Origin of the sequence: Promicromonospora kroppenstedtii (genome assembly GCF_044389675.1) — a bacterium.
Taxonomy (GTDB): domain Bacteria; phylum Actinomycetota; class Actinomycetes; order Actinomycetales; family Cellulomonadaceae; genus Promicromonospora; species Promicromonospora kroppenstedtii.
Genome location: NZ_JBIRYI010000015.1, coordinates 88,713 through 112,860, shown reverse-complemented (window position 1 = coordinate 112,860; position 24,148 = coordinate 88,713). Strand labels below are relative to the sequence as shown.

19 protein-coding genes are annotated in these 24,148 nt (G+C 71.8%); 9 read left to right on the top strand and 10 right to left on the bottom strand.

Annotation, left to right across the window (positions count from 1 at the left end; genetic code table 11):
- Positions 1–42: 42 nt before the first annotated feature.
- The 4 genes from ACH47X_RS21965 to ACH47X_RS21950 all read left to right on the top strand — a co-directional run bounded on the left by ACH47X_RS21965 (position 43) and on the right by ACH47X_RS21950 (position 5,212).
- Entirely contained in the window at positions 43–912 is an 870-nt protein-coding gene (locus ACH47X_RS21965; protein WP_121384582.1) for a carbohydrate ABC transporter permease, read from the top strand.
- Between the two features lie 3 nt (positions 913–915).
- Positions 916–1,842, top strand: coding sequence for a carbohydrate ABC transporter permease (locus tag ACH47X_RS21960; RefSeq protein WP_142038407.1), 927 nt, complete (start codon positions 916–918; stop codon positions 1,840–1,842).
- Positions 1,843–1,916: 74 nt separating this feature from the next.
- Positions 1,917–3,257 (top strand): ABC transporter substrate-binding protein, encoded by a 1,341-nt coding sequence (locus ACH47X_RS21955; protein ID WP_397406937.1) that lies wholly within the window; start codon positions 1,917–1,919, stop codon positions 3,255–3,257.
- Positions 3,258–3,355: 98 nt separating this feature from the next.
- On the top strand, positions 3,356–5,212 hold the full coding sequence (locus tag ACH47X_RS21950; RefSeq protein WP_397406935.1) for a beta-galactosidase family protein: 1,857 nt from the start codon (positions 3,356–3,358) through the stop codon (positions 5,210–5,212).
- 982 nt (positions 5,213–6,194) lie between these two features.
- Here the strand turns inward: ACH47X_RS21950 and ACH47X_RS21945 are convergent.
- The 5 genes from ACH47X_RS21945 to hutH all read right to left on the bottom strand — a co-directional run bounded on the left by ACH47X_RS21945 (position 6,195) and on the right by hutH (position 14,262).
- Complete coding sequence (locus ACH47X_RS21945) at positions 6,195–7,541, bottom strand: amidohydrolase family protein (RefSeq protein WP_397406933.1); 1,347 nt, start codon at positions 7,539–7,541, stop codon at positions 6,195–6,197.
- Positions 7,538–9,004 (bottom strand): formimidoylglutamate deiminase, encoded by a 1,467-nt coding sequence (locus ACH47X_RS21940; RefSeq protein ID WP_397406931.1) that lies wholly within the window; start codon positions 9,002–9,004, stop codon positions 7,538–7,540. The genes ACH47X_RS21945 and ACH47X_RS21940 overlap by 4 nt, the downstream gene beginning before the upstream one ends.
- Positions 9,005–9,147: 143 nt before the next feature.
- Positions 9,148–10,821: a Zn-dependent hydrolase gene (locus tag ACH47X_RS21935; protein WP_397406929.1), complete on the bottom strand. Its 1,674-nt coding sequence runs from the start codon at positions 10,819–10,821 to the stop codon at positions 9,148–9,150.
- The gene (gene hutU / locus ACH47X_RS21930) at positions 10,818–12,494 is read right to left on the bottom strand and encodes a urocanate hydratase (protein ID WP_397406927.1); all 1,677 of its coding nucleotides are present in this window, start codon (positions 12,492–12,494) and stop codon (positions 10,818–10,820) included. Before hutU ends, ACH47X_RS21935 begins: the two co-directional genes overlap by 4 nt.
- Positions 12,495–12,543: 49 nt before the next feature.
- Positions 12,544–14,262, bottom strand: coding sequence for a histidine ammonia-lyase (hutH, locus tag ACH47X_RS21925; protein WP_397406925.1), 1,719 nt, complete (start codon positions 14,260–14,262; stop codon positions 12,544–12,546).
- A gap of 295 nt (positions 14,263–14,557) precedes the next feature.
- On the opposite strand from hutH, the gene ACH47X_RS21920 reads away from it, so the two are divergent.
- Entirely contained in the window at positions 14,558–15,325 is a 768-nt protein-coding gene (locus tag ACH47X_RS21920) for an IclR family transcriptional regulator (protein WP_397406923.1), read from the top strand.
- 262 nt (positions 15,326–15,587) lie between these two features.
- Here ACH47X_RS21920 and ACH47X_RS21915 read toward each other — a convergent pair whose 3' ends face one another.
- Entirely contained in the window at positions 15,588–15,776 is a 189-nt protein-coding gene (locus ACH47X_RS21915; protein ID WP_036960431.1) for a hypothetical protein, read from the bottom strand.
- 360 nt (positions 15,777–16,136) lie between these two features.
- Between ACH47X_RS21915 and ACH47X_RS21910 the strand changes: the two genes are divergently transcribed.
- Positions 16,137–17,309: a UDP-N-acetylglucosamine--N-acetylmuramyl-(pentapeptide) pyrophosphoryl-undecaprenol N-acetylglucosamine transferase gene (locus tag ACH47X_RS21910; RefSeq protein WP_397406921.1), complete on the top strand. Its 1,173-nt coding sequence runs from the start codon at positions 16,137–16,139 to the stop codon at positions 17,307–17,309.
- A gap of 32 nt (positions 17,310–17,341) precedes the next feature.
- Here the strand turns inward: ACH47X_RS21910 and ACH47X_RS21905 are convergent, their stop codons facing one another.
- Together ACH47X_RS21905 and ACH47X_RS21900 are read right to left on the bottom strand one after the other, a co-directional pair.
- On the bottom strand, positions 17,342–18,730 hold the full coding sequence (locus ACH47X_RS21905; protein WP_397406919.1) for a DUF4041 domain-containing protein: 1,389 nt from the start codon (positions 18,728–18,730) through the stop codon (positions 17,342–17,344).
- Positions 18,731–19,086: 356 nt separating this feature from the next.
- On the bottom strand, positions 19,087–19,908 hold the full coding sequence (locus ACH47X_RS21900) for a phosphotransferase (protein ID WP_397406917.1): 822 nt from the start codon (positions 19,906–19,908) through the stop codon (positions 19,087–19,089).
- A 144-nt stretch (positions 19,909–20,052) separates the two neighbouring features.
- Here ACH47X_RS21900 and ACH47X_RS21895 point away from each other — a divergent pair, with 144 nt between their 5' ends.
- A complete protein-coding gene (locus tag ACH47X_RS21895) occupies positions 20,053–20,976 on the top strand; it encodes a hypothetical protein (protein WP_397406915.1) in 924 nt (307 codons plus the stop codon).
- Here the strand turns inward: ACH47X_RS21895 and ACH47X_RS21890 are convergent.
- On the bottom strand, positions 20,961–21,860 hold the full coding sequence (locus tag ACH47X_RS21890) for a 1-aminocyclopropane-1-carboxylate deaminase/D-cysteine desulfhydrase (RefSeq protein ID WP_397406913.1): 900 nt from the start codon (positions 21,858–21,860) through the stop codon (positions 20,961–20,963). The two genes, ACH47X_RS21895 and ACH47X_RS21890, sit on opposite strands and share 16 nt — an antisense overlap.
- A 79-nt stretch (positions 21,861–21,939) precedes the next feature.
- Between ACH47X_RS21890 and def the strand changes: the two genes are divergently transcribed.
- Positions 21,940–22,470, top strand: a complete 531-nt coding sequence (gene def, locus ACH47X_RS21885) for a peptide deformylase (protein WP_397406911.1) — start codon at positions 21,940–21,942, stop codon at positions 22,468–22,470.
- A 68-nt stretch (positions 22,471–22,538) separates the two neighbouring features.
- Positions 22,539–23,114, top strand: a complete 576-nt coding sequence (locus ACH47X_RS21880; RefSeq protein ID WP_397406909.1) for a shikimate kinase — start codon at positions 22,539–22,541, stop codon at positions 23,112–23,114.
- A gap of 56 nt (positions 23,115–23,170) precedes the next feature.
- Here the strand turns inward: ACH47X_RS21880 and ACH47X_RS21875 are convergent, their stop codons facing one another.
- Positions 23,171–24,082 carry an aminoglycoside phosphotransferase family protein gene (locus tag ACH47X_RS21875; RefSeq protein ID WP_397406907.1) on the bottom strand — a complete coding sequence of 304 codons (912 nt, stop codon included), beginning with the start codon at positions 24,080–24,082 and terminating at the stop codon, positions 23,171–23,173.
- Positions 24,083–24,148: the final 66 nt, after the last annotated feature.

The following is a 24,148-nucleotide window of genomic DNA, read 5'->3' as shown; positions in this document are numbered from 1 at the left end:
ACGCTCGCATCGCCTCCGGCCGTGCCCAAGACCGCGGGACGGATGCGGCTCCGCACCCGCTGGACCGGATGGGGCTTCGTCGGCCCGTTCATGGCCGTCTTCGCCCTCGTGTTCCTCGCGCCGATCGCCTACTCCCTCTGGCTGAGCCTGTTCCAGACGCAGCTCGTGGGCGGTACGACGTTCGTCGGCCTCGACAATTACGCCCGCGTGCTCGCGGACCCGCAGTTCTGGGACGGCACCGGCCGCGTGGCCCTGTTCCTGCTGGTCCAGGTGCCGGTGATGCTCGGCATCTCGCTCCTGGTCGCCCTCGCGATCGACAGCGGCCGCCTGTACGGGCGCGACTTCTTCCGCCTCGCGATCTTCCTGCCGTACGCCGTGCCCGGCGTCGTGGCCGCGCTGATGTGGGGCTTCATGTACGGCGAGCGGTTCGGGCTGGTCGGCAACTTCAACGACCTGTTCGGCACCAGCATCCCGGACCCGCTGTCCTCGGCCCTGGTGCTCCCCGCGATCGGCAACATCGTGACCTGGGAGTTCGTCGGCTACAACATGCTGATCTTCTACTCCGCGCTGCGCGTGGTGCCCACCTCGCTGTACGAGGCGGCGGAGATCGACGGCGCCGGCCCGTGGCGGGTGATCACGGCGATCAAGCTGCCCGCGATCCGCGGCGCGCTCGTCGTGGCGACCATCTTCTCGATCATCGGCTCGTTCCAGCTCTTCAACGAGCCCAGCATCCTGCAGCCGCTGTCCCCCAACTACATCTCGACCCACTACACGCCGAACCTGTACGCCTACTCGCTGTCCTTCTCGGGCCAGCAGTACAACTACTCGGCCACGGTGGCGATCGTCATGGGCGTGCTCACGATGATCGTGGCCTACGTGGTGCAGCTGCGCGGCATGCGCAAGGAGGCCTGAGCCATGAGCAACGTCCTGATGACCGCGCCCACCGTGCGCCCCAAGAAGGCCCCGCCCCGGCTGCGGAACCGCCGCAGCTCGCACGCCCGGCCCACGCGCAGCATCCTGCTCACGGTCCTGACGGCCCTGATCGGCGTCTACGCGCTGATCCCGCTCGTCTGGCTGCTGATCAACGCGACCAAGACGCAGCCCGACCTGTTCAGCTCGTTCGGCCTGTGGTTCAGCGGCGACTTCGCGCTGTGGGACAACATCGTCGGCGTCCTGACGTACGACGGCGGCGTCTTCGGCCGCTGGTTCCTCAACACCCTGATGTACGTCGTGCTCGGCGCGGGCGGCGCCACCCTGCTGGCGCTGCTCGGCGGCTACGGCCTGGCCAAGTTCGACTTCCCGGGCAAGCGCGCCGTGTTCGCGATCGTCATCGGCGCCGTGGCCGTGCCGGGTACCGCGCTGGCCGTGCCCACGTTCCTCATGTTCGCGAACATGGGCCTGACGAACACGCCCTGGTCGGTCATCATCCCGTCGCTCATCTCGCCGTTCGGGCTCTACCTCATGTGGACGTTCGCGGCCGACGCGGTGCCGGACGAGATCATGGAGGCCGCCCGCCTCGACGGCGCGAGCGAGGCCCGCACGTTCTTCCAGGTGTGCCTGCCGATGATGGCGCCCGGGATCGTGACGGTGCTGCTGTTCACCGTCGTCGCCACGTGGAACAACTACTTCCTGCCGCTAATCATGCTGCGCGACCCCTCCTGGTACCCGCTGACGCTGGGCCTGAACGCGTGGAACGCCCAGGCCACCACCGCGGGCGGCGAGGCCATCTTCAACCTCGTGATCGCCGGCTCGCTCCTGACGATCCTGCCGCTGATCGTGGCCTTTCTGCTGCTGCAGCGCTACTGGCAGTCGGGTCTGGCCGCCGGCAGCGTCAAGGAGTGACCAGGCCGGGCGCCCGCCGCCCGAAGACTTCCCCCCAGACAGATCCGCTTGACGATGAAGTGAGAGGAACCACCATGACCATCCGCCACCACCGCGCTGTCGGCGCGTTCGCCGCGGCCGGCGCCCTGGCGCTCGCCCTGACCGCGTGCGGGTCCGGGTCCGACGGCGGCGACGCCGCGGAGGCCGTCTCCCCCGAGGACATCTCGGCCGCGCTCGAGGAGGGCGGCGACCTGCTGGTCTGGGCCTGGGAGCCCACGCTGGACAAGGTCGTCGAGGACTTCGAGGCCGAGTACCCGAACGTGAACGTCGAGCTGGCGAACGTCGGTACCGGCAACGACCACTACGTGGCCCTGCAGAACGCCATCAGCGCCGGCTCGGGCGTCCCCGACGTCGCGCAGATGGAGTACTACGCCCTGCCGCAGTTCTCCATCGGCGGTTCGCTCGCCGACCTCGCGCCGCTGGGCGCGAGCGAGCTCGACGGCACCTACTCCCCCGGCCCGTGGGGCGCCGTGACCGACGGCGACGCCGTGTACGGCCTGCCCATGGACTCCGGCCCGATGGCGCTGTTCTACAACGCGAAGACGTTCGAGGACGCCGGCGTCGAGGTGCCCGCCACCTGGGACGAGTTCGTCACGGCCGCCGAGAAGATCCACGCGTTCGACAAGAACACGTACATCACCGCGGACAACGGCGACGCCGGGTTCGCGACCTCGATGATCTGGCAGGCAGGCGGCCACCCGTTCGAGGTGAGCGGCACCGACGTGACCGTGAACCTCGCCGACGAGGGCTCGGCCAAGTTCGCCGACATGTGGCAGCAGCTCCTGGACGACGACCTCGTGGCCGACGTCCCCGCCTGGTCGGACGAGTGGTTCCAGGGCCTGGGCAGCGGTGAGATCGCCGCGCTGGTGACCGGCGCCTGGATGCCCGCGAACCTCGAGTCGGGCGCGGCCCCGGCGTCGGGCGACTGGCGCGTGGCCCCCATGCCGCAGTGGACCGAGGGCTCGAACGAGACGGCCGAGAACGGCGGCTCCGCGCTGTCGGTGACCGAGGCCAGCACCAAGAAGGCCCTGGCCTACGGCTTCCTGGAGTACGCGAACGCCGGCGACGGCGTCGCCACGCGCCTGGAGGGCGGCAACTTCCCGGCCACGCTCGCCGACCTGAACGACGAGAAGTTCCTCGCCGAGGAGTCGGAGTACTTCGGCGGCCAGAAGATCAACGAGGTGCTCTCGGCGTCGGCCACCGGTGTGGTCACCGGCTGGCAGTACCTGCCGTACCAGGTGTACGCCAACAGCGTGTTCCCCGACACCGTCGGTCAGGCCTACACGGGCTCGACCTCGCTGTCGGACGGCCTCGCCGCCTGGCAGGACTCGATCGTGAAGTACGGCAACGAGCAGGGCTTCACCGTCGGCGAGTGAGCCGCGGCTGATCGACCAGGGACGACGGCGGGGGCCTTCCCCCGCCGTCGTCCTCTTGCCCCACCCCCAGAACCCGCAGACCCCCTGAGGACGCACACATGCCCACGTTCGACATCGGCCCCGAGGACTTCGAGCTCGACGGCCGCCCGATGCAGGTCGTCAGCGGCGCGCTGCACTACTTCCGCGTGCACCCCGACCAGTGGGCCGACCGGATCCGCAAGGCCCGGCTCATGGGCCTGAACACCATCGAGACGTACGTGCCGTGGAACTTCCACGCGCCCGATCCCGACGTGTTCGACCTGACCGGGCGGCGCGACCTCGGGCGGTTCCTCGACCTGGTGGCCGCCGAGGGCCTGTACGCGATCGTGCGGCCGGGGCCCTACATCTGCGCCGAGTGGGACGGCGGCGGGCTGCCCGGCTGGCTGTTCGCCGACCCCGAGGTGGGGGTGCGCCGGCACGAGCCGAGGTTCCTCGCGGCGATCGGCACCTACTACGCGAACCTGCTGCCCTTGGTGGCCGAGCGCCAGGTGACGCGCGGCGGCCCCGTGCTCATGGTCCAGGTGGAGAACGAGTACGGCGCCTACGGGGACGACCCGCTGCCCGAGCGGCAGCAGTACCTCAGAGCGCTCGTCGACCTGACCCGTGAGCAGGGCATCGAGGTACCCCTGTTCACCTGCGACCAGGCCGACGACGAGATGCTGGCCCGCGGCGGCCTGCCGGAGCTGCACAAGACGGCGACGTTCGGCTCGCGCAGCACGGAGCGGCTGGAGATCCTGCGGCGGCACCAGGCCACGGGACCGCTCATGTGCATGGAGTTCTGGAACGGCTGGTTCGACTCGTGGGGCCTGGAGCACCACACCGCGCCCGCCGAGGCGAACGCCGCCGACCTGGACGACCTGCTCGCGGCCGGCGGGTCCGTGAACCTGTACATGTTCCACGGCGGCACCAACTTCGGGCTGACCAGCGGCGCGAACGACAAGGGCATCTACCGGCCCATCGCGACGTCGTACGACTACGACGCGCCGCTGGCCGAGGACGGCACGCCGACCGCCAAGTACTACGCGATGCGCGACGTGATCGCGCGGCACCTGCCGGTGCCGGCGCTCGACGTCGTCTCTTCCGGGGCCGGTGCGGAGGCTGGTGCTGGTGCTGGTGCTGGTGCTGGTGCTGGTGCTGGGGCGCCGGTGCTGGAGGTCGACCTGACCGCTCAGGTGCCGCTGGCCCACGCGCTGCCGAGCCTGCTGCGCGAGGACCTGCTCACCTTCTCGTCGACGCCGACGACCGACGACCTGCGGCTCTGGTCGGGCTTCGCCGTCTACCGCACCCGGATCCGGCCCGACGACCTGGTGCTGACCCTGAGCGAGGTGCGCGACCGCGCCGTCGTCCTGGTCGACGACGAGCAGGTCGGCGTGCTCGACCGCGGCTCGCACACCTTCGCCGTCGCGCTGCCCGCCCGCGCGGGCGACCTCACGCTCCTGGTGGAGGACCAGGGCCGGGTCAACTACGGCAAGCGGATCGGCGAACCCAAGGGCCTGATCGGGCCCGTGCGCACCGCGGTGCGCACGATCGACGACTGGGAGGCGGCGGCGCTGCGCGTCGAGGACGCGCCGGAGCTGCTGCGCGCGGCGCTCGACGCCCCGGGGCGCGCGCTGCCCTCGGTGCCGGACGGCGGGGTGCCGGGACCGGTCGGCGCCGGGCTGTTCCGCGGTTCGTTCGACTCCACGGGCGGGGCCGACCACTTCCTGCGGCTCGACGGCTGGACCAAGGGCCTGGCCTGGGTCAACGGCGAGCTGCTGGGGCGTTACTGGAGCCTGGGCCCCACGCGCACGCTGTACGTGCCGGGGCCGCTGGTGCGCGAGACGGGCAACGAGCTGGTGCTCCTGGAGCTCCACGGCGCGTCCGCGGGCCGGGCGGGCTTCGTGGCGCGGCCGGACCTGGGCATTACGGAACAGTAGGGGTCGGCCGGCTGCCCGCGCGCCGTCGGTGCCTGGCGCCGTCGGCCAAGGCCGGCCGGACTTCGGCGACGGGCCGGCCAACGCTGAACGTAGGGTTGCTCGGCTCAAGAGTCGTCTTGAGCCGAGCAACCCTACGTTCGACTGCGCGGGTCGTTCGTGGTCGACGCCGGCTGGACCCGGGGGAGGCATCGCCTTCGAAGCCGAGGATTCTTAGCTTTCGGACGACCCAAAGCGAAGAAACCTAAGCTTCGAGGAGGAGCACCCCCGCGCCCAGGCCAGACAGCGCGCAAGGGTCGGCGGTCGGCGGTCGGCGGCGGTCGGCGGCGGTCGGCGTCGGCGTCGGCGTCGGCCGTCGGCGTCGGCGTCGGCGTCGGCGTCGGCCGTCGGCGTCGGCGTCGGCAGTCGGCGTCGGCGTTGGCGTCGCCAGTCGGCGTCGGCGGCCGGCATCGGCAGTCGGCGTCGGCGTCGGCGTCGGCGTACGGTTGATCGGCTCAAGACGGCTCTTGGGCCGATCAACCCTACGTTCGCCCTGGGGCGCACCCGCGGGACGACGCCGAGCAGCCCCGGTGCAAGGTGCCCTCCCGCTCCCGGCTGGCGCGCGACCAACTCGGCCTGGTCGCAGCGAACGTAGAGTCGCTCGGTCCAAGAGGCCTCTTGAGCCGAGCACCTCTACGTTCGCCGTCGAGCGGCGGCGGTGTCGGTGGCCGCGCGTCGAGGTCGGCGATCGGCACCGAGGACGGCGATCGCATCGGTGTCGGCGGCCGCAGGTCGGTCGGCGGCCCCTTCTCCTTCGAGGCCTAAGTTTCTTCGCTTTGGGTCGCCCGAAAGCGAAGAAACTTAGGCCTCAAAGAAGAGCACCCGCGACCGCCCCAACCGGCGCACAATCCGACCACGCGGCGTCGAACGTAGGGTTGGTCGGCTGAAGACGGCTCTTGAGCCGAGCAAGCCTACGTTCGACGCCGGACGCTCCCGGGGGCGGGTGTCAGACGGCGCGGGTGCCGTTCCGCCAGACCTGGTGGACCAGCGGGACGCCCGGACGGTAGGCGAGGTAGGTGTGGCCCGGGGCGTCGAGCACGGTCAGGTCGGCGCGGGCGCCGACGGCCAGGTGTCCGACGTCGTCCCGGCGGAGCGCCAGGGCGCCGCCCGCCGTCGCCGACCAGAGGGACTGGGCCGGGCTCATCCGCATCTCACGCACCGCGAGCGCGACCACGAACGGCATCGACGACGAGTAGCCGGAGCCCGGGTTGCAGTCCGTCGCGAGCGCGACGGGCACGCCCGCGGCGAGCAGCCGGCGGGCGTCGGGGTACGGCGACCGCGTGGAGAACTCGACGGCGGGCAGCAGGGTCGCGACGGTGCCGGACCGGGCCCACGCCCCGTCGACCGGACGCCGCGCCTCGCGGTCAGCCGGCTGTCCCCGGTCTGTGTGGGCGGACCGGCCGCGGTCAGGACGGGGCCCGCCCGAGGTCCACGAGCCGGCCAGGGCGTCGACGTCGGCGTCGGTCAGGTGGGTGCAGTGGTCCACGCTCGCCGCCCCGACCTCGACGGCGAGCCGCACCCCCGGGCCCGCCGAGAGCTGGTTGCCGTGCACGCGCGCGCCCAGCCCGGCGCGGAGTCCGGCGCGCAGGACGGCGCGGGCCTCGTCCTCGTCGAAGGCCGTGGGCGCGGCCGGCTCGCAGAAGACGTCGATCCAGCGGGCGTGCGGGGCGCAGGCGGCGAGCATCGGCCCGGTCACGAGGTCGACGTAGCCGGCGCGGTCGTCGGCGTACTCGGCCGGGACGGTGTGGGCGCCGAGGTACGTCGTCTCCGCGGTGAGCTCCCGGGCGATCCGCAGCGTGCGGGCCTCGGTCGCGACGTCCTGACCGTAGCCGCTCTTGATCTCGACGGTCGGGGTGCCCTGTGCGAGCATCTCGCGCACCAGCGCGGTGCCGCGCGCCCGCAGGGCGTCCTCGCTCGCGGCGCGGGTCGCGGCGACCGTGGTCGCGATGCCGCCGCCGGTGTACGGCTCACCGGTCATGCGTGCCGCGAACTCCGCCGAACGATCGCCCGCGAACACCGTGTGCGAGTGCGAGTCCACGAATCCCGGGAGCACGCAGCGCCCCGCGAGGTCGGCGACCTCGTCGGCCGCGGGGGCCGACGCCGCCGGGCCCGTCCAGGCGATGCGCCCGTTCTCGACGACGACGGCGGCGTCGGCTACGAGGCCTAGACCGTCGGGCACGATCCCGCTGCCGGCGGACGACATCCCGGCCGAGTCGATCCCGCCCGGCCCCGTTCCACCGTGCTCCGGGTCGTTCGTGACCAGCTCGCCGATGTTCGTCAGCAGCACGCTCATGCGTCGCTCCTCCTGGTGAGGTCGTCCGTCAGGCCCCGCTCGATCGCGACCGGCCCCGCGGGCCGACCCGTGTCGTGGTCCCGCTCGACGGCGGCCCAGATCTCCTCGATCGCCTCGGCGAGCAGGTGCGCGACGTCGCCGAGCCGGTGTACGCCGTCGCGCACCACGAGCTCACCACCCGCCACGACGTCGGACACGTCGGGGGCGCCCGCCACGAGCACCACCTGCGCGGGGTCGCAGCCGGCGGTGCGCACCGTGTCGGTCCGCACGGCGACGAGGTCCGCGGGCGCGCCCACGGCGATGCGCCCGGCGCCGGGCCGGCCGAGCGCGGCGTGCCCGGCCGACGTCGCGACGTCGACCAGGGCCGCCGGGTCGAACGCGCCGCGCCCGCCGGCCGCGAGCCGCTCGTGCTCCTCGACGCCGCGGGCCTCGGCGAGCACGTCCGCGGTCACGTGCTGGTCCGTGCCGACCGACAGTGGGCTCCCCGCGCGCGCCAGCCGGAGCCCGGGGGCGATGCCGTCGGCGAGATCGCGCTCCGTCGTCGGGCAGAGGCAGACGCCCGTGCCCGAGGTGCCGAGCAGCGCGACGTCGTCGTCGGTGAGGTGCACCGCGTGCACGGCGGTCGTGCCGGGGCCGAGCGCCCCCGCGCCGTGCAGCAGGCGCGTCGGGGTGACTCCGAAGGCCGCGAGCGCCGCCTGGTTCTCCCCCGGCTGCTCGGACAGGTGCACGTGCAGCGGCGCACGGGTCTCTCCGGCCCAACGGGCGACGGTGGCGAGCTCGTCCGGCGCGACGGCGCGCACCGAGTGGGCTGCGGCGCCGACGAGCACGCGGTCGTCGTCGGCCCAGGCGGTGCGCAGCGTGTCGACGCGGTGGGCCCACGCCTCGGCCGTGCCGTCGCCGAACCGGGCCTGCTCGGGAGCGAGCGGCTGGTGCCCGCCCGGACCGAGGCCACCGTGGAGGTAACAGGTGTCGAGCAGCGTGAGGTGCACCCCGGCGTCGCGGGCGGCGGAGCGGAGGGCCTCGGCCATGGCGTTCGGGCCACCCTGTGCCGCGGGGTACGGGGTCCCGTCGGGGCGGTGGTGCACGTAGTGGAACTCGCCGACGGCGGTGGTGCCACCGAGCGCCAGCTCCGCGTAGACGGCGCGCGCCAGCCGTTCGTAGAGGTCCGGCGTCAGGGCTGCGGCCAGGGCGTACATGCCCTGGCGCCAGGTCCAGAACGATCCGCCGTCGGCGTGGGTGCGGCCGCGCAGCGCGCGGTGGAAGGCGTGCGAGTGCGTGTCGGCGAGGCCGGGGAGGACGACGCCGTGGAGGCGCACGTCGCCGTCGGCGGCCGGGGTGCCGTGCTCGACGGTGACGATGCGGCCGCCGTCGGTCACGACCCGGACGGACTCGACGACGTGGCCGGCGGATGCCGGCTCTCCGGGTCCGGGCAGCCAGGCCCGCTCGCACCAGAAGCCGCTCATGACTCTCCTCTCGCGTTCCGTGTTCCGTGTTCCGTGTTCCGTGTTCCGTGGTCCGTGGTCCGTGGTCCGTGGCTGTTGGGCGATCCCCTTTGAGGCCTAAGTTTCTTCGCTTTGAGCCGGCTCAAAGCGAAGAAACTTAGGCCTCAAAGGGGATCGTGACGGGCCGAGTTTCGGGACGGACCGGCCGGGGCCGACTCCCGGCCTGCCGGGGCCGACTCCCGGCCTGCTGGGGACCGCAGCAGGTCCGGGGCCGTGAGCAGGTCGGCGAGGGCGGCGGCCAGGGCGCGGCCGCCGGCGTCGCAGTCGGCCGGGTCGGCGTGCTCGGCCGGCGAGTGGGACACCCCGGTCGGGTTGCGCACGAACAGCATCGCAGTGGGGATGCCGGCCGCGGCGAGGATGCCGGCGTCGTGCCCGGCGCCCGTGCCGATCACGGGGGCGGGCAGGTCTGAGCCAGGCCGCCCGACGACGTCGGCGATCCGGGCCGCGAGCGCCGGGTCGAACACGGTCGCGGGCGTCCACGACTCCTCGACGGGCCGCCACCCGGCAAGCCCGCCGCTCGGCTCACCGACCAGGTGCGGCGTCGAACGTAGGCCCCGTCGGTCCATGAGCCCTGATGCGCCGACTACTCCTACGTTCGACGGATCGCCGGTCGAGCGTCCCCCGCTCGGTGGCACGCCGATCACGGAACGGACGGCGTGTTCCGTTTCGGCGCGAGCGTCGATCCAGGCCCGGACGCGCGACGGGATCGCGTTGACGCCGTTGGGCTCCACCTGCACCTTGGCCAGGGTCGCGAGCGCCCCGGCCTGCTCGGCGGCGGCGCGGACGTCGGTGATGAGGCGCGCGAGGTCGAGCATCGGGTCGTGCCGGTGGGCCAGCGGTGTGGTGCCGGCGTGGTTGGCCTCGCCCGCGAGGTCGACGCGCCAGCGGCCGTGCGGCCAGATCGCCGCGCCGACCGCGACGGGCGCGGCCTCGTCGTCGGGCAGGTCGGCGAGGTACCGGCCCTGCTCCACGTGCAGCTCGACGAAGACGCCGATCCGCGCCAGCGTCTCGGGGTCCCGGCCGTAGTGCTCGAGCGACACGCCCGCGGAGACCGCGGCGCCCAGCGCTTCGTGGGTCGAGCGGGTCGGGACCTGACCTGATCTCGACACGCTCGACCCACGAGAGGACAGGCTCGACCCACGAGACGACGACCCCGATCCCCGGAGCACCGCCCCCAGCACCTCCCCCAGGCTGTCGCCCGACCCGTCCCGCAGCGCGAGCAGCCGGTCGGCCGGAACCGTCCCGGTCACGGCCCGCGACCCGAGACAGGCGAGCCCGAACCGCGCGCCCTCCTCGTCGGAGAAGTTCACGATCCCGAGCGGCCGCACGGGCACGACGCCGGACGCCCGCAGCGCGTCGAGGGCCGCGAACGCGCCGGCCACGCCGAGCGGACCGTCGAACGCGCCGCCGCCCGGCACCGAGTCGAGGTGGCTGCCCGAGACGACGCCGGGCCCGTCGGCGTCGGGGTCGCCCCACCACGCCCACTGGTTCCCCGCGCGGTCCACGGTCACGGACAGCCCGCGCGCGGCCGCCTCGGCGGCGAACCACTCGCGCAGGGTCAGGTCGTGCGCGGTCCAGGCGAACCGCTCGTACCCGCCGGACGCCGCCCGTCCGACGTCGGCGATCGCGTCGAGCAGCCGCCCCACCGATGTCGCGCCCGCCGCCGCGCCCGCCGCGCCCGCTGCGCCCGCTGCGCCCGTCGCGCCCGCCGCCGCGCCCGCTGCGCCCGTCGCGCCCGTCGCGCCCCCGGCCACGGACGCGGCCCCGGAATCGCTCACGCCCCCTCCCGCATCGGCACACGCAGCCCGCCGCGCTCCGCCGCCGCGGCGGCGTCGTCGTACCCGGCGTCAACGTGCCGCAGCACGCCCGTGGCCGGGTCGTTCGCGAGCACCCGCGCGAGCTTCTCGGCCGCGAGCGGCGTCCCGTCCGCGACGGAGACCTGACCCGCGTGGATCGACCGCCCCATGCCGACGCCACCGCCGTGGTGCAGCGACACCCACGTGGCGCCCGACGCGGTGTTCATCAGGGCGTTCAGCAGCGGCCAGTCCGCGATCGCGTCGGAGCCGTCGGCCATCGACTCGGTCTCCCGGTACGGGGACGCGACCGACCCGGAGTCGAGGTGGTCGCGACCGATCGCGACAGGTGCCGAGATGTCGCCCGACGCGACGAGCTCGTTGAACCGCAGCCCGGCGACGTCACGCTCCCCGTGCCCGAGCCAGCAGATCCGGGCGGGCAGCCCCTGGAACGCGACGCGGTCCTGGGCGGCACGGATCCAGCGGCCCAGGTGGTCGTTGTCGGGGAACAGGTCGAGCACGGCCTTGTCCGTCACCGCGATGTCCTTCGGGTCCCCGGAGAGCGCCGCCCACCGGAACGGGCCCTTGCCCTCGGCGAACAGCGGCCGGATGTACGCGGGCACGAACCCCGGAAACTCGAACGCCCGGCCGTACCCGCCCTGGCGCGCCTCGTCACGGATCGAGTTGCCGTAGTCGAACACCTCGGCGCCCGCGTCCTGGAAGCCGACCATCGCCTCGACATGGCGGGCCATCGACTCGCGCGCCCGGTCGGTGAACCCCTCGGGGTCCTTCTCCGCTTCCGAAGCCCAGTCCTCCAGCGCCACCCCGGACGGCAGGTACGACAGCGGGTCGTGCGCCGAGGTCTGGTCCGTGACGACGTCCACCTCGACACCCCGGCGCAGCAGCTCCGGCACGACGTCGGCCGAGTTGCCGACCACACCGACCGACAGCGCACGCCGGTCCCGCTTCGCCGCGAGCGCCAGCTCCACGCCCTCGTCCAGCGAGGAGGCGACGACGTCGAGGTAGCGGGTCTCGACGCGTCGGTGCAGGCGCGCCGGGTCGACGTCGACGACGAGGCACACGCCGCCGTTCAGCGTGACCGCCAGGGGCTGGGCGCCGCCCATGCCGCCGCAGCCGCCGGTCAGCGTGAGCGTGCCCGCGAGCGTCCCGCCGAACCTCTTGGCGGCGACGGCGGCGAACGTCTCGTACGTGCCCTGCAGGATCCCCTGGGTGCCGATGTAGATCCAGGAACCGGCCGTCATCTGCCCGTACATCGTCAGGCCGAGCTGTTCGAGGCGGCGGAACTCGGGCCAGCTCGCCCAGTCCCCCACCAGGTTCGAGTTCGCGATCAGCACGCGCGGGGCCCACTCGTGCGTCCACAGCACGCCCACCGGGCGGCCCGACTGCACCATCAGCGTCTCGTCCTCGCGCAGGTCGGTGAGCGAGCGGACGATCGCGTGGTAGCTCGGCCAGTCGCGCGCCGCCCGGCCGGTGCCGCCGTAGACCACCAGGTCGTCGGGCCGCTCGGCCACCTCGGGGTCGAGGTTGTTCATGAGCATGCGCAGCGGCGCCTCGGTCTGCCAGCTCCGGGCGGTCAGGGTGGTGCCGCGCGGGGCGCGGACGGCGACGGGGGTCCCCCGGTCGTACGGCTGGTTCACTTCGGTCTCCTTCGACTCAGGTCGGCGGGTTCGGGCCGGTTCGACAGATTCAGTGGAGCTGTCCGACGGCGCCCGCGGCTGCCGCCGCGACCTGTCCGCCGGTCACGAGCCCCACGACGTGCTCGATCTCGGGGGCCAGGTAGCGGTCGGGTCCGGGGCCGGGCACGACGGCACGGACGACGTCGTGCACCGCGCCCGTTCCCGCAGCCGGGGCCTCCTCCCGCAGGTCGAGGGCGCGCGTGGCCGTCAGCACCTCGATCGCGAGCACGCGGGTGAGCCCGTCCACGGAGCGGCGCAGCTTGCGGGCGCCGGACCAGCCCATGGACACGTGGTCCTCCTGCATGGCGGAGCTCGGGATCGAGTCCACGCTCGCGGGCGCGGCCAGGCGCTTGAGCTCCGAGACGATCCCGGCGGCCGTGTACTGGGCGATCATGTGGCCGGAGTCGACGCCGGGGTCGGCCGCGAGGAACGCGGGCAGCCCCTCGGAGCGTGCGACGTCGAGGAACCGGTCGGTGCGCCGCTCGCTCATGCTGGCGAGGTCGGCGGCCGCGATGGCGAGGAAGTCGAGCACGTAGGCGACGGGCGCCCCGTGGAAGTTGCCGTTCGACTCGACGCGCCCGTCCGTCGTGACGACGGGGTTGTCGATCGCCGACGCCAGCTCCCGGCCCGCGACCGTCGCGGCATGGTCCAGCGTGTCGCGGACGGCGCCGTGCACCTGCGGCGCGCAGCGCAGCGAGTAGGCGTCCTGCACGCGGGTGCACGCGGGGTTTCCGGCGTCGTCCAGCTCGCGGTGGCTCGCCATCAGGGGCGAGCCCGCCAGCAGGCGGCGCATGTTCGCCGCCGACGCCGCCTGGCCCGGGTGCGGGCGCAGGCCGACCAGGTCCTCGGCGAACGGTGCGTCCGAGCCGAGGAGAGCCTCGACGGACAGCGCGGCGGCGACGTCGGCCGTGGTGAGGAGGCGGCGCAGGTCATGGATCGCGAGGCAGAGCATGCCGAGCATGCCGTCGGTGCCGTTGATGAGGGCCAGGCCCTCCTTCTCGGCGAGGACGAGGGGCTCGATCCCGGCGTCGGCAAGGGCTCGGGCGGCGTCGACGAGGGCGCCGTCGTCGCCGGTCGAGCCCGTGTGGCCGGTCGAGCCCGTCAAGTCCCCCGCCCGGACGACCCGCACCTGCCCCTCCCCCATGGCGGCGAGCGCCACGTGGGCGAGCGGCGCGAGGTCGCCGGAGCAACCGAGCGACCCGTACTCGTGCACGACGGGCGTGATGCCCGCGTTGAGCACCCCGGCGTAGGTCTGCGCCGTGACCGGGCGGGCGCCCGTGTGTCCGGTGACCAGGGTGGCGAGCCGCAGGAGCTGCAGCGCCCGCACCACCTCGGTCTCGACGTGGACGCCCGAGCCCGCGGCGTGCGAGCGCACGAGGCTGAGCTGGAGCTGGGCCCGCATCTCGGTGGGGATGTGCCGGCGGGCGAGCGCGCCGAAGCCCGTGGAGACACCGTAGTGGGGCACGGTGTCGTGGGCGAGATCCTCGATGACGGCGCGGGTCCGGGCCATGCGGGCCAGCGCGGTCTCATGGATCTCGACGGACGCGCCGTAGCGGGCAACGGCGACGACCTGCTCGACAGTGAGCGGGGTGCCGTCGAGGACGACGTGCCCGGGCAGGTCGCTGTTCTGCCGGTCCTGGGGCCGGTCCTGGCGATGCTGGTCCTGGGGCAGCTGAGTGCCGGCCGCGCCGGTGGCGGGCGTCGTCGCCGCGTCGTGCAGGGTGCTCATGCGCTCATGGAACCCCGCCGCGCGCCCCGTGGCGCGGCCGGAACCAGCGATAGGGTCTGGGATACGAGACATCCGCCCCGAGCCAGGCCCAGGGCCCAGGGCGCGGAGTGCGTGTGGTCGGTAGTTCGGGGTGGTCGGCAGAAGGTCAGGTGATCGGCAACCCGAGTTACCGACTACCTGACCTTCTGCCGACCACCCGGAACTACCGACTACCCCGAACTACCGACCAGCCAACTCGGCATCAGCACCCCGCGCCAGCGCCCGCAGCGGGGCCAACCCCCAGGAGGCCGTCCCTGTGGGCACCAGCAGCGCCGTTCCCGCCGCGCGCCACACCGCGCGGCTGCTCTCGTTCCTCGCGGCACAGCCCGGGCCGGTGCCCGCGGGCGCGATCGCGCACGGCATCGGGGTGCCCCGGTCCAGCGTCTACCACCTGCTGTCCGTGCTGGGCGACGAGGGTTTCGTGCGGCACTTCCCCGACGAGCGCCGGTACGGCCTGGGCGTGGCGGCCCTCGGCCTGGGCAGCGCCTACACGCGACAGGCGCCGCTCACGAGGCTCGCCGCGCCCGTCGTCGCGCGCCTGGTGGAGGCCGCAGGCGAGAACGGGCACCTCGCCGTCCTGAACGGCCGGGAGGTCCTGTACCTGGTGGAGCAGCGGGCGGCGGGACGCCCGCCGCTGGTGACCGACGTCGACGTCCACCTCCCGAGCCACCTCACCGCGAGCGGGCGGGCCGTGCTCGCGCTGCTCCCGCCGGCGCAGGTGCGGGCGCTGTACCCGACGCCGGGGTCGTTCACGGACCTGACCGGCTCGGGACCGCGCACCCTGCGCGAGCTCCGCGACGTGCTGCGGCTGGCGCGCGAGCGCGGCTTCGCGGTGGAGGACGGCGAGGTGACGGCGGGGTTCGCGTCGGTGGCCGCCGCCGTCGTCGACCACACGGGGCGGCCGGTGGCGGGCCTGGCGATCACCTTCCGCTCGGACGCCTACGACGACGCCGCCCGCGCCGGCCTCGCGGAGCAGGCGACCAAAGCGGCACGCGAGGTCAGCCGGCGGCTGGGGGCAAGGTGAGGTTCGCCCGCGGGGTCAGTCGGCATTCTGCATCGAGATCGGCACAGGCCTGGACCGGCCTCGATGCAGAGTGCCGACTTCGCGAACGGCGGCGGGACATGGCCGCAAAAGAGGCCTCTGAACTGCAACAATGCGTCGGCCAACCGGCAGTCCGGACAGCAGGGAAATGCATATTCTCCGGCACCCGGGTCACCGCGCGCGACGCCGTCCGGAATTCACGCCGACGCGACGATCTCCGCGCGCCCGGCACGGGCGGCGCGGCTCATCTCATCGAGAGGTCGACCAGCGGAACGGTGAATTCTCGGGACCGCAGCGGGCCGGGAGCCACTACCACGGCCTCCTTCCCGGCCCACCCCTGCCGGACGGTCTTCACGACGCCCTCGGAGCCGCGCTCCGTGCTCGACATCCCGGTCACCCTCACGTAGACGCCCGTGGCGATCACGCCGGCCATAACCTTCTACTCTCTGTCGCAATTCCGAGCCAGGGCCGACCGATTTCAACGTTCGTCTCGTGACCATTTGGCACCCAGATCGATGGGTGGCCGAGATCCTGCCAGCAATTGCGGAGAGCCGTCAAGACAAATGCAGAAGTAGAAATAGAACACCTTTCCAGCATTCATGTCGGCACATTTCTTTGCTCAGACGCCCGGCTCCGTAGGTCTGCGCCAGGCGCTCCCCGGCCGGCGCCCTGCGGACACACCCCGACACGCTGACCTGGGACTATCCGTACCTCACTGGCGAAGCGGACGACCGCCGCAGACCCCCTAGAGTGGGCATCACACCCCTTCCGCTGCCGTCCTGGGAGATGTCTCGTGAGTTCACAGCCGTCCGATTTCCGACTTCTGGTCACCGGTGGCGGGACCGGCGGCCACACCTACCCGGCGCTCACGACGCTGCGCGCGCTGCAGGCGCGGCTGGCCGGGTCGGGTACCGCGGTGAGCGTCCTCTGGGCAGGCACGGCGGACGGGCTGGAGGCCCGGGTCACGGCGTCCGAGGGCATCCGGTTCGTGCCGGTGGCCACGGGCAAGCTGCGCCGGTCGAGCAACCCGCTGGGCATGCTGTCGGCGAGCAACATGAAGGACATGGCGCGGGTGCCGCTCGGCGTCGCGCAGGCACGGTCGATCGTCTCGGAGTTCAAGCCCGACGTGATCCTCTCGACCGGCGGCTACGTCGCCGTGCCGGTCGGCATCGCGGCGGGGCTGCTCCGGCGTCCGCTCGTGGTGCACGAGCAGACGGTCCGGCTGGGCCTGGCCAACCGCCTCCTGGCCAAGCGGGCGACGCGCGTCGCGGTCTCCTCGCCGTCCACCATCGAGCTGCTGCCCGAGGCGGCGCGCGAGCGGGCCGTCGTGACCGGCAACCCGGTGCGCGCCGAGGTACTGGCCGGCGAGCCGCTCAAGGCTGTCGACGCTCTGGGCCTCGACTCGTTCGACCCCGACCTGCCCGTCCTGTACGTCACGGGTGGCGCCCAGGGGTCGGTGCAGATCAACGACCTGGTCACGGAGACGCTGCCCTGGCTGCTCCAGCGCGCCAACGTGATCCACCAGTGCGGCCCGAACAACCTCAAGGAGATGTTCGAGCGCACCGCGAGGCTCGGCCCCGAGCTGGCCCCGCGCTACCGGGTGCTCGGGTTCGTCGGGGCGGAGCTGCCGGACGTGCTGGCGCTGGCCGACGTCGTCGTCTCCCGGAGCGGGGCCGGAACCATCGCCGAGCTGACGGCGCTGGGCAAGCCCGCCGTGCTGATCCCGCTCGCGTCGGCGGCCGGGAACGAGCAGGTGCTGGGCGCCCGCCGCCTCCAGGACCTGGGCGCGGCGGTCTCGCTGGAGGGCGACCTCACCTTCTCGGACCTCCGCGGGGCGCTGGCCGGCCTGCTCGACGACGCCGGACGGCGCGACCGCATGGCCAAGGCCGCGCGGAGCAACGGGGTGCCGGACGCCGCCGAGCGGCTCGTCGACCTGCTGCTGGAGGTCGCGAAGCCTGGGTCGTGAGCAATCTGAATGAGATCAGCGCGCCACTAGTTCTAGCTCAAGGTCTGGCTCAAGGTCTGGCTTTGCCTGAACTCGATGGCTTCGGGGATCTCTTCGAACTGCAGGACGTCGCCCGCCAGATCGCGTAGCTGCTCCAGGGCTTCTTGTGGGGTTGCGTAGAAGAACTCTCGACGCATGTTCACGCGGTTCACGCGACGGTCACCGAGCCGGCGGTGCATCTCGGCTTCGATCCCTACCGCGTCGTTGGCGAAGAACAAAGAGTGGACGTCGAAGTTGAACGGCACAGATGCGTCTCCCAGTTCGCGAACCCGGTCCATCGGATCAAGGCGACGCGTCATGCCGATCTTGATCATGTGTTCGCCAAAGGCTCCGAGATTCGAGATCACGTAGACGTACCCAGCTCGGTGGTTCGCGGCGCGATAGTCGACGTCCTCGATCTTCCGAGCCACGTCCTCGATCTGCTCGGCGAGACGAGCCGCACCCTCCACGTCACCCTTCGACAGCAACGCCGCCCTGGCGTTCTCGTAGTGCTGACGCTCCTTCTCGAGCTTCTCCTTCTCGCGCTGAAGCTGCTGTTCGACCTTGCGCTCCTCGCGCAGACGCGCCCGCTCCTCCTTCTCCCGCTCCTTCTCGTCAGCGTTCTTGGCAAGAAAGTCCGCTGTCAGCCTGAGTTCCTCGACTCGCAGACGGTGGTACTCGGAGTCGATCGAGATCTGCATCGACGCCCCAAGCTTCGCGATCATCGAGAAGGACTTGTTCAACCGGTCCAGGCTTGCGTCCAAGCGATACGGCCGCATCCCCCGCAGCAGGGCATCTGCTTCGCCGTTGTATGCGCGGAGCATCAGCTTCGACGTCTGCGAGACCATACGCTTACCTTCGGCCTTCGATCCGTTCACGGTCCATCCTTGGGCCCCGGTGACAGCCCCACCGTCCTTCTTGGCCATCTCCTTGATACGCACTCGCAGCACATCAAGGCGTGCCCGATAGGCATCGGCGTTCTCCAACGGGTGCTGATACTCGTAGATCCCGACCTCCTGAAGAAGAAGGGTCTCCTCAAGGTTCGCGACCTGCGATGTCAGCCCAGCCACTTCAGCCGCGAGAGCGTCACGACGCTTGGTCAGGGCATCTGCTTCCGCTGAGAACTTGGCGAGGGACGCCGCGCGACCTTGTTCCAGTTCTCGTTCCTGGTCCTCGAATCGCTGACGAGCGCTACGACGCTCTTCTTCGATCTGGATCGCGTCAAGGGCACCGACACGTGCCAGCTCCGCACGTAGCGCCTCAGCTTCGGCCCCCAGCTCACGAGCAACGCGACGGGCGCCGAAAAGGGGCACTTTCGCACTCTCCCGGGCTACGTCCGGAGGCAGAGAACCAGAGGACGGCACGGCGCTCGAGGAAGGCAAGCTCGTGCGGTCGGCGATCACGGGAGGAGTCGTGGCCTGCGCTCCCGCCGGAGGAGACGTCCCCGCTGGCACCCAGAACACCCAGTCCTGCGGGGCAGCCGGCCAGGACGGGTCTGGTTTCCAGCCAGGTTCCGGCCGCCAGCCTTCGGGCGGCGAAGGCCAGCCTGGAGGCGCGTTGAAACGAAGTTCTTGGGTCATTTCGGCTCCGTCCATCCATCACGGGCTTCAACGAGGCCGCCGAGGAGCCCGATCAGAGATACCGGGCCAGCAGATCAACAGCGATCTCAGAGACGAAGGCTACGAGCCGATGGCCTCCAGATCGGAGCATCATGTACACAGTCACCCGGGTGAAGTCATCCAGGGACACGCGGAACAGGTCACGCAAACCACTCCCGGACGACGACGTCGGCCAGCCGCCGCACGGGCCCGGCGATCTCCGGGTGTGCGCCGATGTCAACCAGCCGCAGGTACTTCTCGGCGGCGGCGAGCTGGGCCACCGCGCCCCGCCAGGTGCCGAGCACTCCGGCGAACTCGGCGCGGACCCGGGCGGCGACGTCGGGCTGAAGGACGGCGGAGCAGGCCAGGACGGCGACGTCGTACCCGGCGGGCGCCCAGCCCCAGTACTCCCAGTCCAGGATCGTCAGGCGCGGGCCCGTGAGGTTGCCGAAGTGCAGGTCGCCGTGGGCCACCTCCCACTCGACGCGGCCGAGGTCGATCTCGACGCCGAACCGGGCGCGGATCGACTCCTGGAGCTCCTCGGGCCGCAGCACGCGGCGTTCGGTTCCGGTGGCGGTGCGCAGCGCGTCGAGCCCCGTCCGGAGCGCGGTCCACCAGGTGTCGGGCAGCTCGACCCGGTGGTCCAGCACGAGGCCGGAGCCGACAGCGGGCTCGTCGACGAAGGTGAGGAGGTCCGCCCGGACGACCTGGCCGCCGTCGGCCCACTCGGCGGATCGGAGGTGCCGGGGCATCGGGACGGCGTCGAACGGCGCGCCCGTCGCCGTCGCGACGCCGTCCCAGTACTCGCCCCGCGCCCACCGCGGCTCCTGGGCCGTGACCCGCAGCCACGCGGGCCCCGACGTCCGGACGGCGAGGGTGCGGTCGTAGGACCCGCGCACCGGGTCGCCGTCGAGCGTCACGCCGAACCGGTCGGCGGCTGCGGCGAGGTGCCCGGCGAGCCAGTCCCGGCGTTCGTCTGACATACGTCTCCCCTGTGTCACGGCCCGCCCGCGATCCTGACCGGGGCTGGTGCGTCCGGCAAGTGCACGTCGTCGGGATGTCACCGGGAGCGCGGCCAGGGGCGCACCTGGGCCGAGATCGCGACAGTATTCGCTGAACGGTTCGGCATGAACCTTCGGGCTGCGTTGCGAACAGTCCACGGGTGGAGCCAGCAGGATGCCGCGGACCGGTGGAACGAACGCTGGCCGGACGACCCGAAGTCGTTCAAGAACTTCTCTTATTGGGAACAGTGGCCCGCGCCGACCGGACACGCGCCGTCTCTTGACGTCCTGGCACATCTCGCCGAGCTCTACGAGTGCTCACTGGCGGACCTCGTCCAGGACTGCGCCGACTTCCGTGACCATGACTCTGCGTTCCGCGACATCGGTGCCCTCAAGACGACTATCGACGGAGTGTCTGCGGAAGCGTCCGAAGCCGAGATTGCCGGGCTTCTCCACAAGCTCGATCAGGCAGACGTGAACGAGCTGGCTCGAATGACCACAACTTGGGCGGCACGGTTGGGAGCTAAGGAAGCACGTCGCTCAATACTTCTCAAGCTTTCGGCCGGCATGTCCCTGGCAGCCGCGTCGACAGCACTGGACGAGGTCGCCGGTTCGCCAGTCAGCGCGGTCGCCGCCGCTGGTGATCGTGCGTTCGAAGGGATCTGGCATTCGCAGTATCGCTACCTCAGCGCAAGCAGGTCCGCGGAGCACATCAGTGAGCACTACGTCGTAGCCCGCCAGCAGGGTGGACGGCTGATCGCACAAGGCCTGCCGCATTCCTCGGGCTCACAGGTCCGGCTGGAGCTCGCCGTCGAACCGCCGGTCGCGACCGGTACCTGGCGTGAGACAACGGCACCGGGCGGCCACTACCGCGGTGCGACCTATCACGGTGCGCTGCAGATGGTGATCGACCCCAGCGGACGCAGCATGCACGGGATGTGGCTCGGATTCGGGCGCCGGTTCAGCGTGAACACTGGCGAGTGGACCCTCACCTGGCAAGAGGCATCCACCAGCAAGTCGGCACAGCGAAAGTACTACGAGCGGATCTGACCGCCGAAGTCCGGTCCGGTGATAACGGCGACGATCCGGGTCCCCGCAGGAAACCGGTCCTGAGCCACTAGGTCATAGATACCGAACATCATCTTGGCCACGTATACCCAGTCGAGCCTCAAGCCGTGTCGGCTCTCGAAGTCAGCAACGAAGGCCGTCAGCTCGGGGTTGGTCTTGGCGTATCCACCGAAATGATAGCCAGTCTCAACCTGCCAGTTGCCGGTCTCATCACCCAGCGCATCACGCTGGAGTGTGGCGACATCGTCGATCAGGAAGTCACCGCCCTTGAGCGACGAGAAACCGATCGCCCGTTGCCCGGCATTCAGCCCCGCCGCGATACCGGCCAGGGTGCCGCCAGTGCCGACACCACAGCAGATGACGTCGAAGTACTCGACGATCTCGCTGACCAGTTCGGCGCACCCCCGCACGGCAAGAGCGTTGCTCCCACCCTCGGGAATCAGATAGAAGTCTCCGAGATCACGCTGCAGTTGGTCGATGACCTCTGGATCGGCCTTCATTCGATACGTGTGACGGTCCAGATAGGTCAGGTGCATTCCGTGGTCGACGGCGAATTGCAGCGACGAGTTCAGCGGATCGTATGCCTCGCCGCGGATGACGCCGATGGTCTCGAAACCGAAAAGGGCACCCGCCGCAGCAACCGCGCGAATGTGATTGGAGTACGCGCCACCAAACGTGAGCAGCCTCGAGGCTTCTGCCGCGCGAGCGGCGTCGAGGTTGTACTTGAGCTTGCGCCACTTGTTGCCCGGCAGATCCGGATGGATCAGGTCATCACGTTTGAGCAGGAGACGGACCCCAGCAGCATCAAGGCGTTCATCCTCCACCACCTCGATCGGTGAGGGGAGCAGTAATGCCGGCGCAGCCATGACGACAGTCTGGCACCGGGCCCATCCAATGCCACCTAGCCTGTGCACGCAGACCACATCTCGGAGGCGACCTTTGACCATGCATCTCACCGACAACGATCTCGTCGCCATCGGGGACCCTCGCCTCAAGACGCCCACCGCCGAGATCGAGGCCCCGGAGGCGCGCGACGTCCTCGACGCCCTGACCGCCCTGCTCCGCAGCCTCCACGGCGCCGGGCTCGCCGCACCGCAGATCGGGGTCTCGGTCCGCGCCGCGATCATCGAGGTCCGCAAGACCGAGGTGTTCCCCGACCGGCCCGAGACCGGGCTGATCCAGATCCTGAACCCCACGATCCTGGAGCGCTCAGCCGGGACGGTGGTCGACTGGGAGGGCTGCTTCAGCGTGCCGGGCTACATGGGGCTGGTGCCCCGGTCCGAGCGCATCACGGTGCGGTACACCGACGAGACCGGGCAGACGCTCACCAGCGAGGTCACCGGCTACGTCGCCCGCGTCTTCCAGCACGAGATCGACCACCTCGACGGGCTGGTCTACCTCGACCGGATGTCCGACATGACGACCCTGACCACAACGCAGAACTACCTCGACCACCACCGGCCGGGGGCCTCCTGAGGTCGGATCACGCCGAGCCCGACCTATAGGTGATACTGGGATATTTCACCCAGCTACGGGAGGCTCTCGTGATCCTGGTCGGCCCGCTCGCGGCAGGGAAGTCCACGCTCGGCGCACTGGTCGCCGAGCGGCTCGGTCACGCGTTCGTCGACATCGACGACATCGCCTGGTCCTACTGCGCCGAGGTCGGCTGGAGCCTCGGCCGGCTGCTGGAGCGCGACGACGCCGTCGGCTGGGCCGCCGCGGAACGCGAGTGGGAACCCGCCCGCGCGCACGCCATGCAGCGGGCCGTCGCGGAGCACCCGGACGCCGTCATCGCGCTCGGCGCCGGCTACACCAGCTTTACCGACCCCGCGTGCGCCGAGGAGGTGCGGCGCGCGCTGGCGCCCGTCCCCGACGTGATCCACCTGCTGCCCAGCCCCGACCCGGAGCGGTCGGTGACCGTGCTGCGCGAGCGTGCGGTCGCCGCCCGGGGCAAGGACTGGATCATCGAGGGGCGCGACTGGATCGCCGCCTGGGTGGCCGATCCCTTGGCCGCGGAGGTCGCCGCCGCCACCGTCTTCACCGACGGGATCAGCCCTGCCGAGTCGGCCGACCAGCTCGTGGCGCTCCGGGAGCACCTCCTCGCGGAGCTGGCGGCCTAGCGGCGGCGACGGCACCTCTGCACCGGCGACCGCGCCTCAACAGCGGCGACGGCGGATCACGCCGTCGCCAGCAGCCGCTCCAGCGCAGCCCGCGCCGGCGGGCCCCACGACTTCTTGCCGCCGGGCCGCCCGTGCTCGCCGGCCTCGCCGATGAGCAGCCCGACCAGCGACTTCGCCACGGCCCAGCCGCGGGCGCGCCGCAGCGTCGCGTCGTCGACGGCCGGCTCGTAGGCGGCATAGAAGGCGTCGACGCCGCCGTCCGGCAGGAGGAGCCAGGTCGAGGCGAGGTCGACGGCCGGGTCACCGGCGAACAGGTCGCCGAAGTCGATGACGCCGCACAGGGTGCCGTCGGAGGTCAGCACGTTGGCGGGATGCAGGTCGCCGTGCAGCCACAGCGGCGGGCCCGCCCAGCCAGGCGCCGCGGCGGCGGCGTCCCAGACGGCGCGCACCGCCCCCGGGTCGGTGACCAGGCCACGCTCCACGGTCTCGCCGAGCTGCAGCGCGAAGCCCCGGGTGTGCTCGGCGAGGGCCCCGCCACGGCCACGGCCCGACGGCGCCCCGTCCGGGGCGGGCCGGTGCAGCGCCGTCAGGAACGCGGCCAGCGCCCGCGCGGCCTCCCCGCCACGCGTGACGGGCGCACGGTCGGCCGGCGCGCCCGGTACCCAGGTGGTCACGAGCCAGGGCCGCGGGAACCGCTCGGCCGGCTCCCCGAGCCGCTGCGGCACCGGGACCGGGAGCGGCAGGCCCGGGGCCAGGGCCGGCAGCCAGGCGTGCTCCTTGCGCAACAGCTCGTCCGCGGACTCCGTGGCCCACGGGAGCCGGACGGCGAGCTCGTCACCCAGGCGCCAGAGCTGGTTGTCCCAGCCGCGAGCGCCGAGCTCCAGCGGGAGTTCTGCCAGGTCAGGGTGCTGTTCGCGGAGCAGGTCCCGGATCAGGTCGGCATCGATCACGGTGTCGGCATGCGTCATGCGCAGCCACGGTAGCGGGCTCCGGGATCAGGATCGGTCGTACTGCACGTAGAGCCGTACGACGTC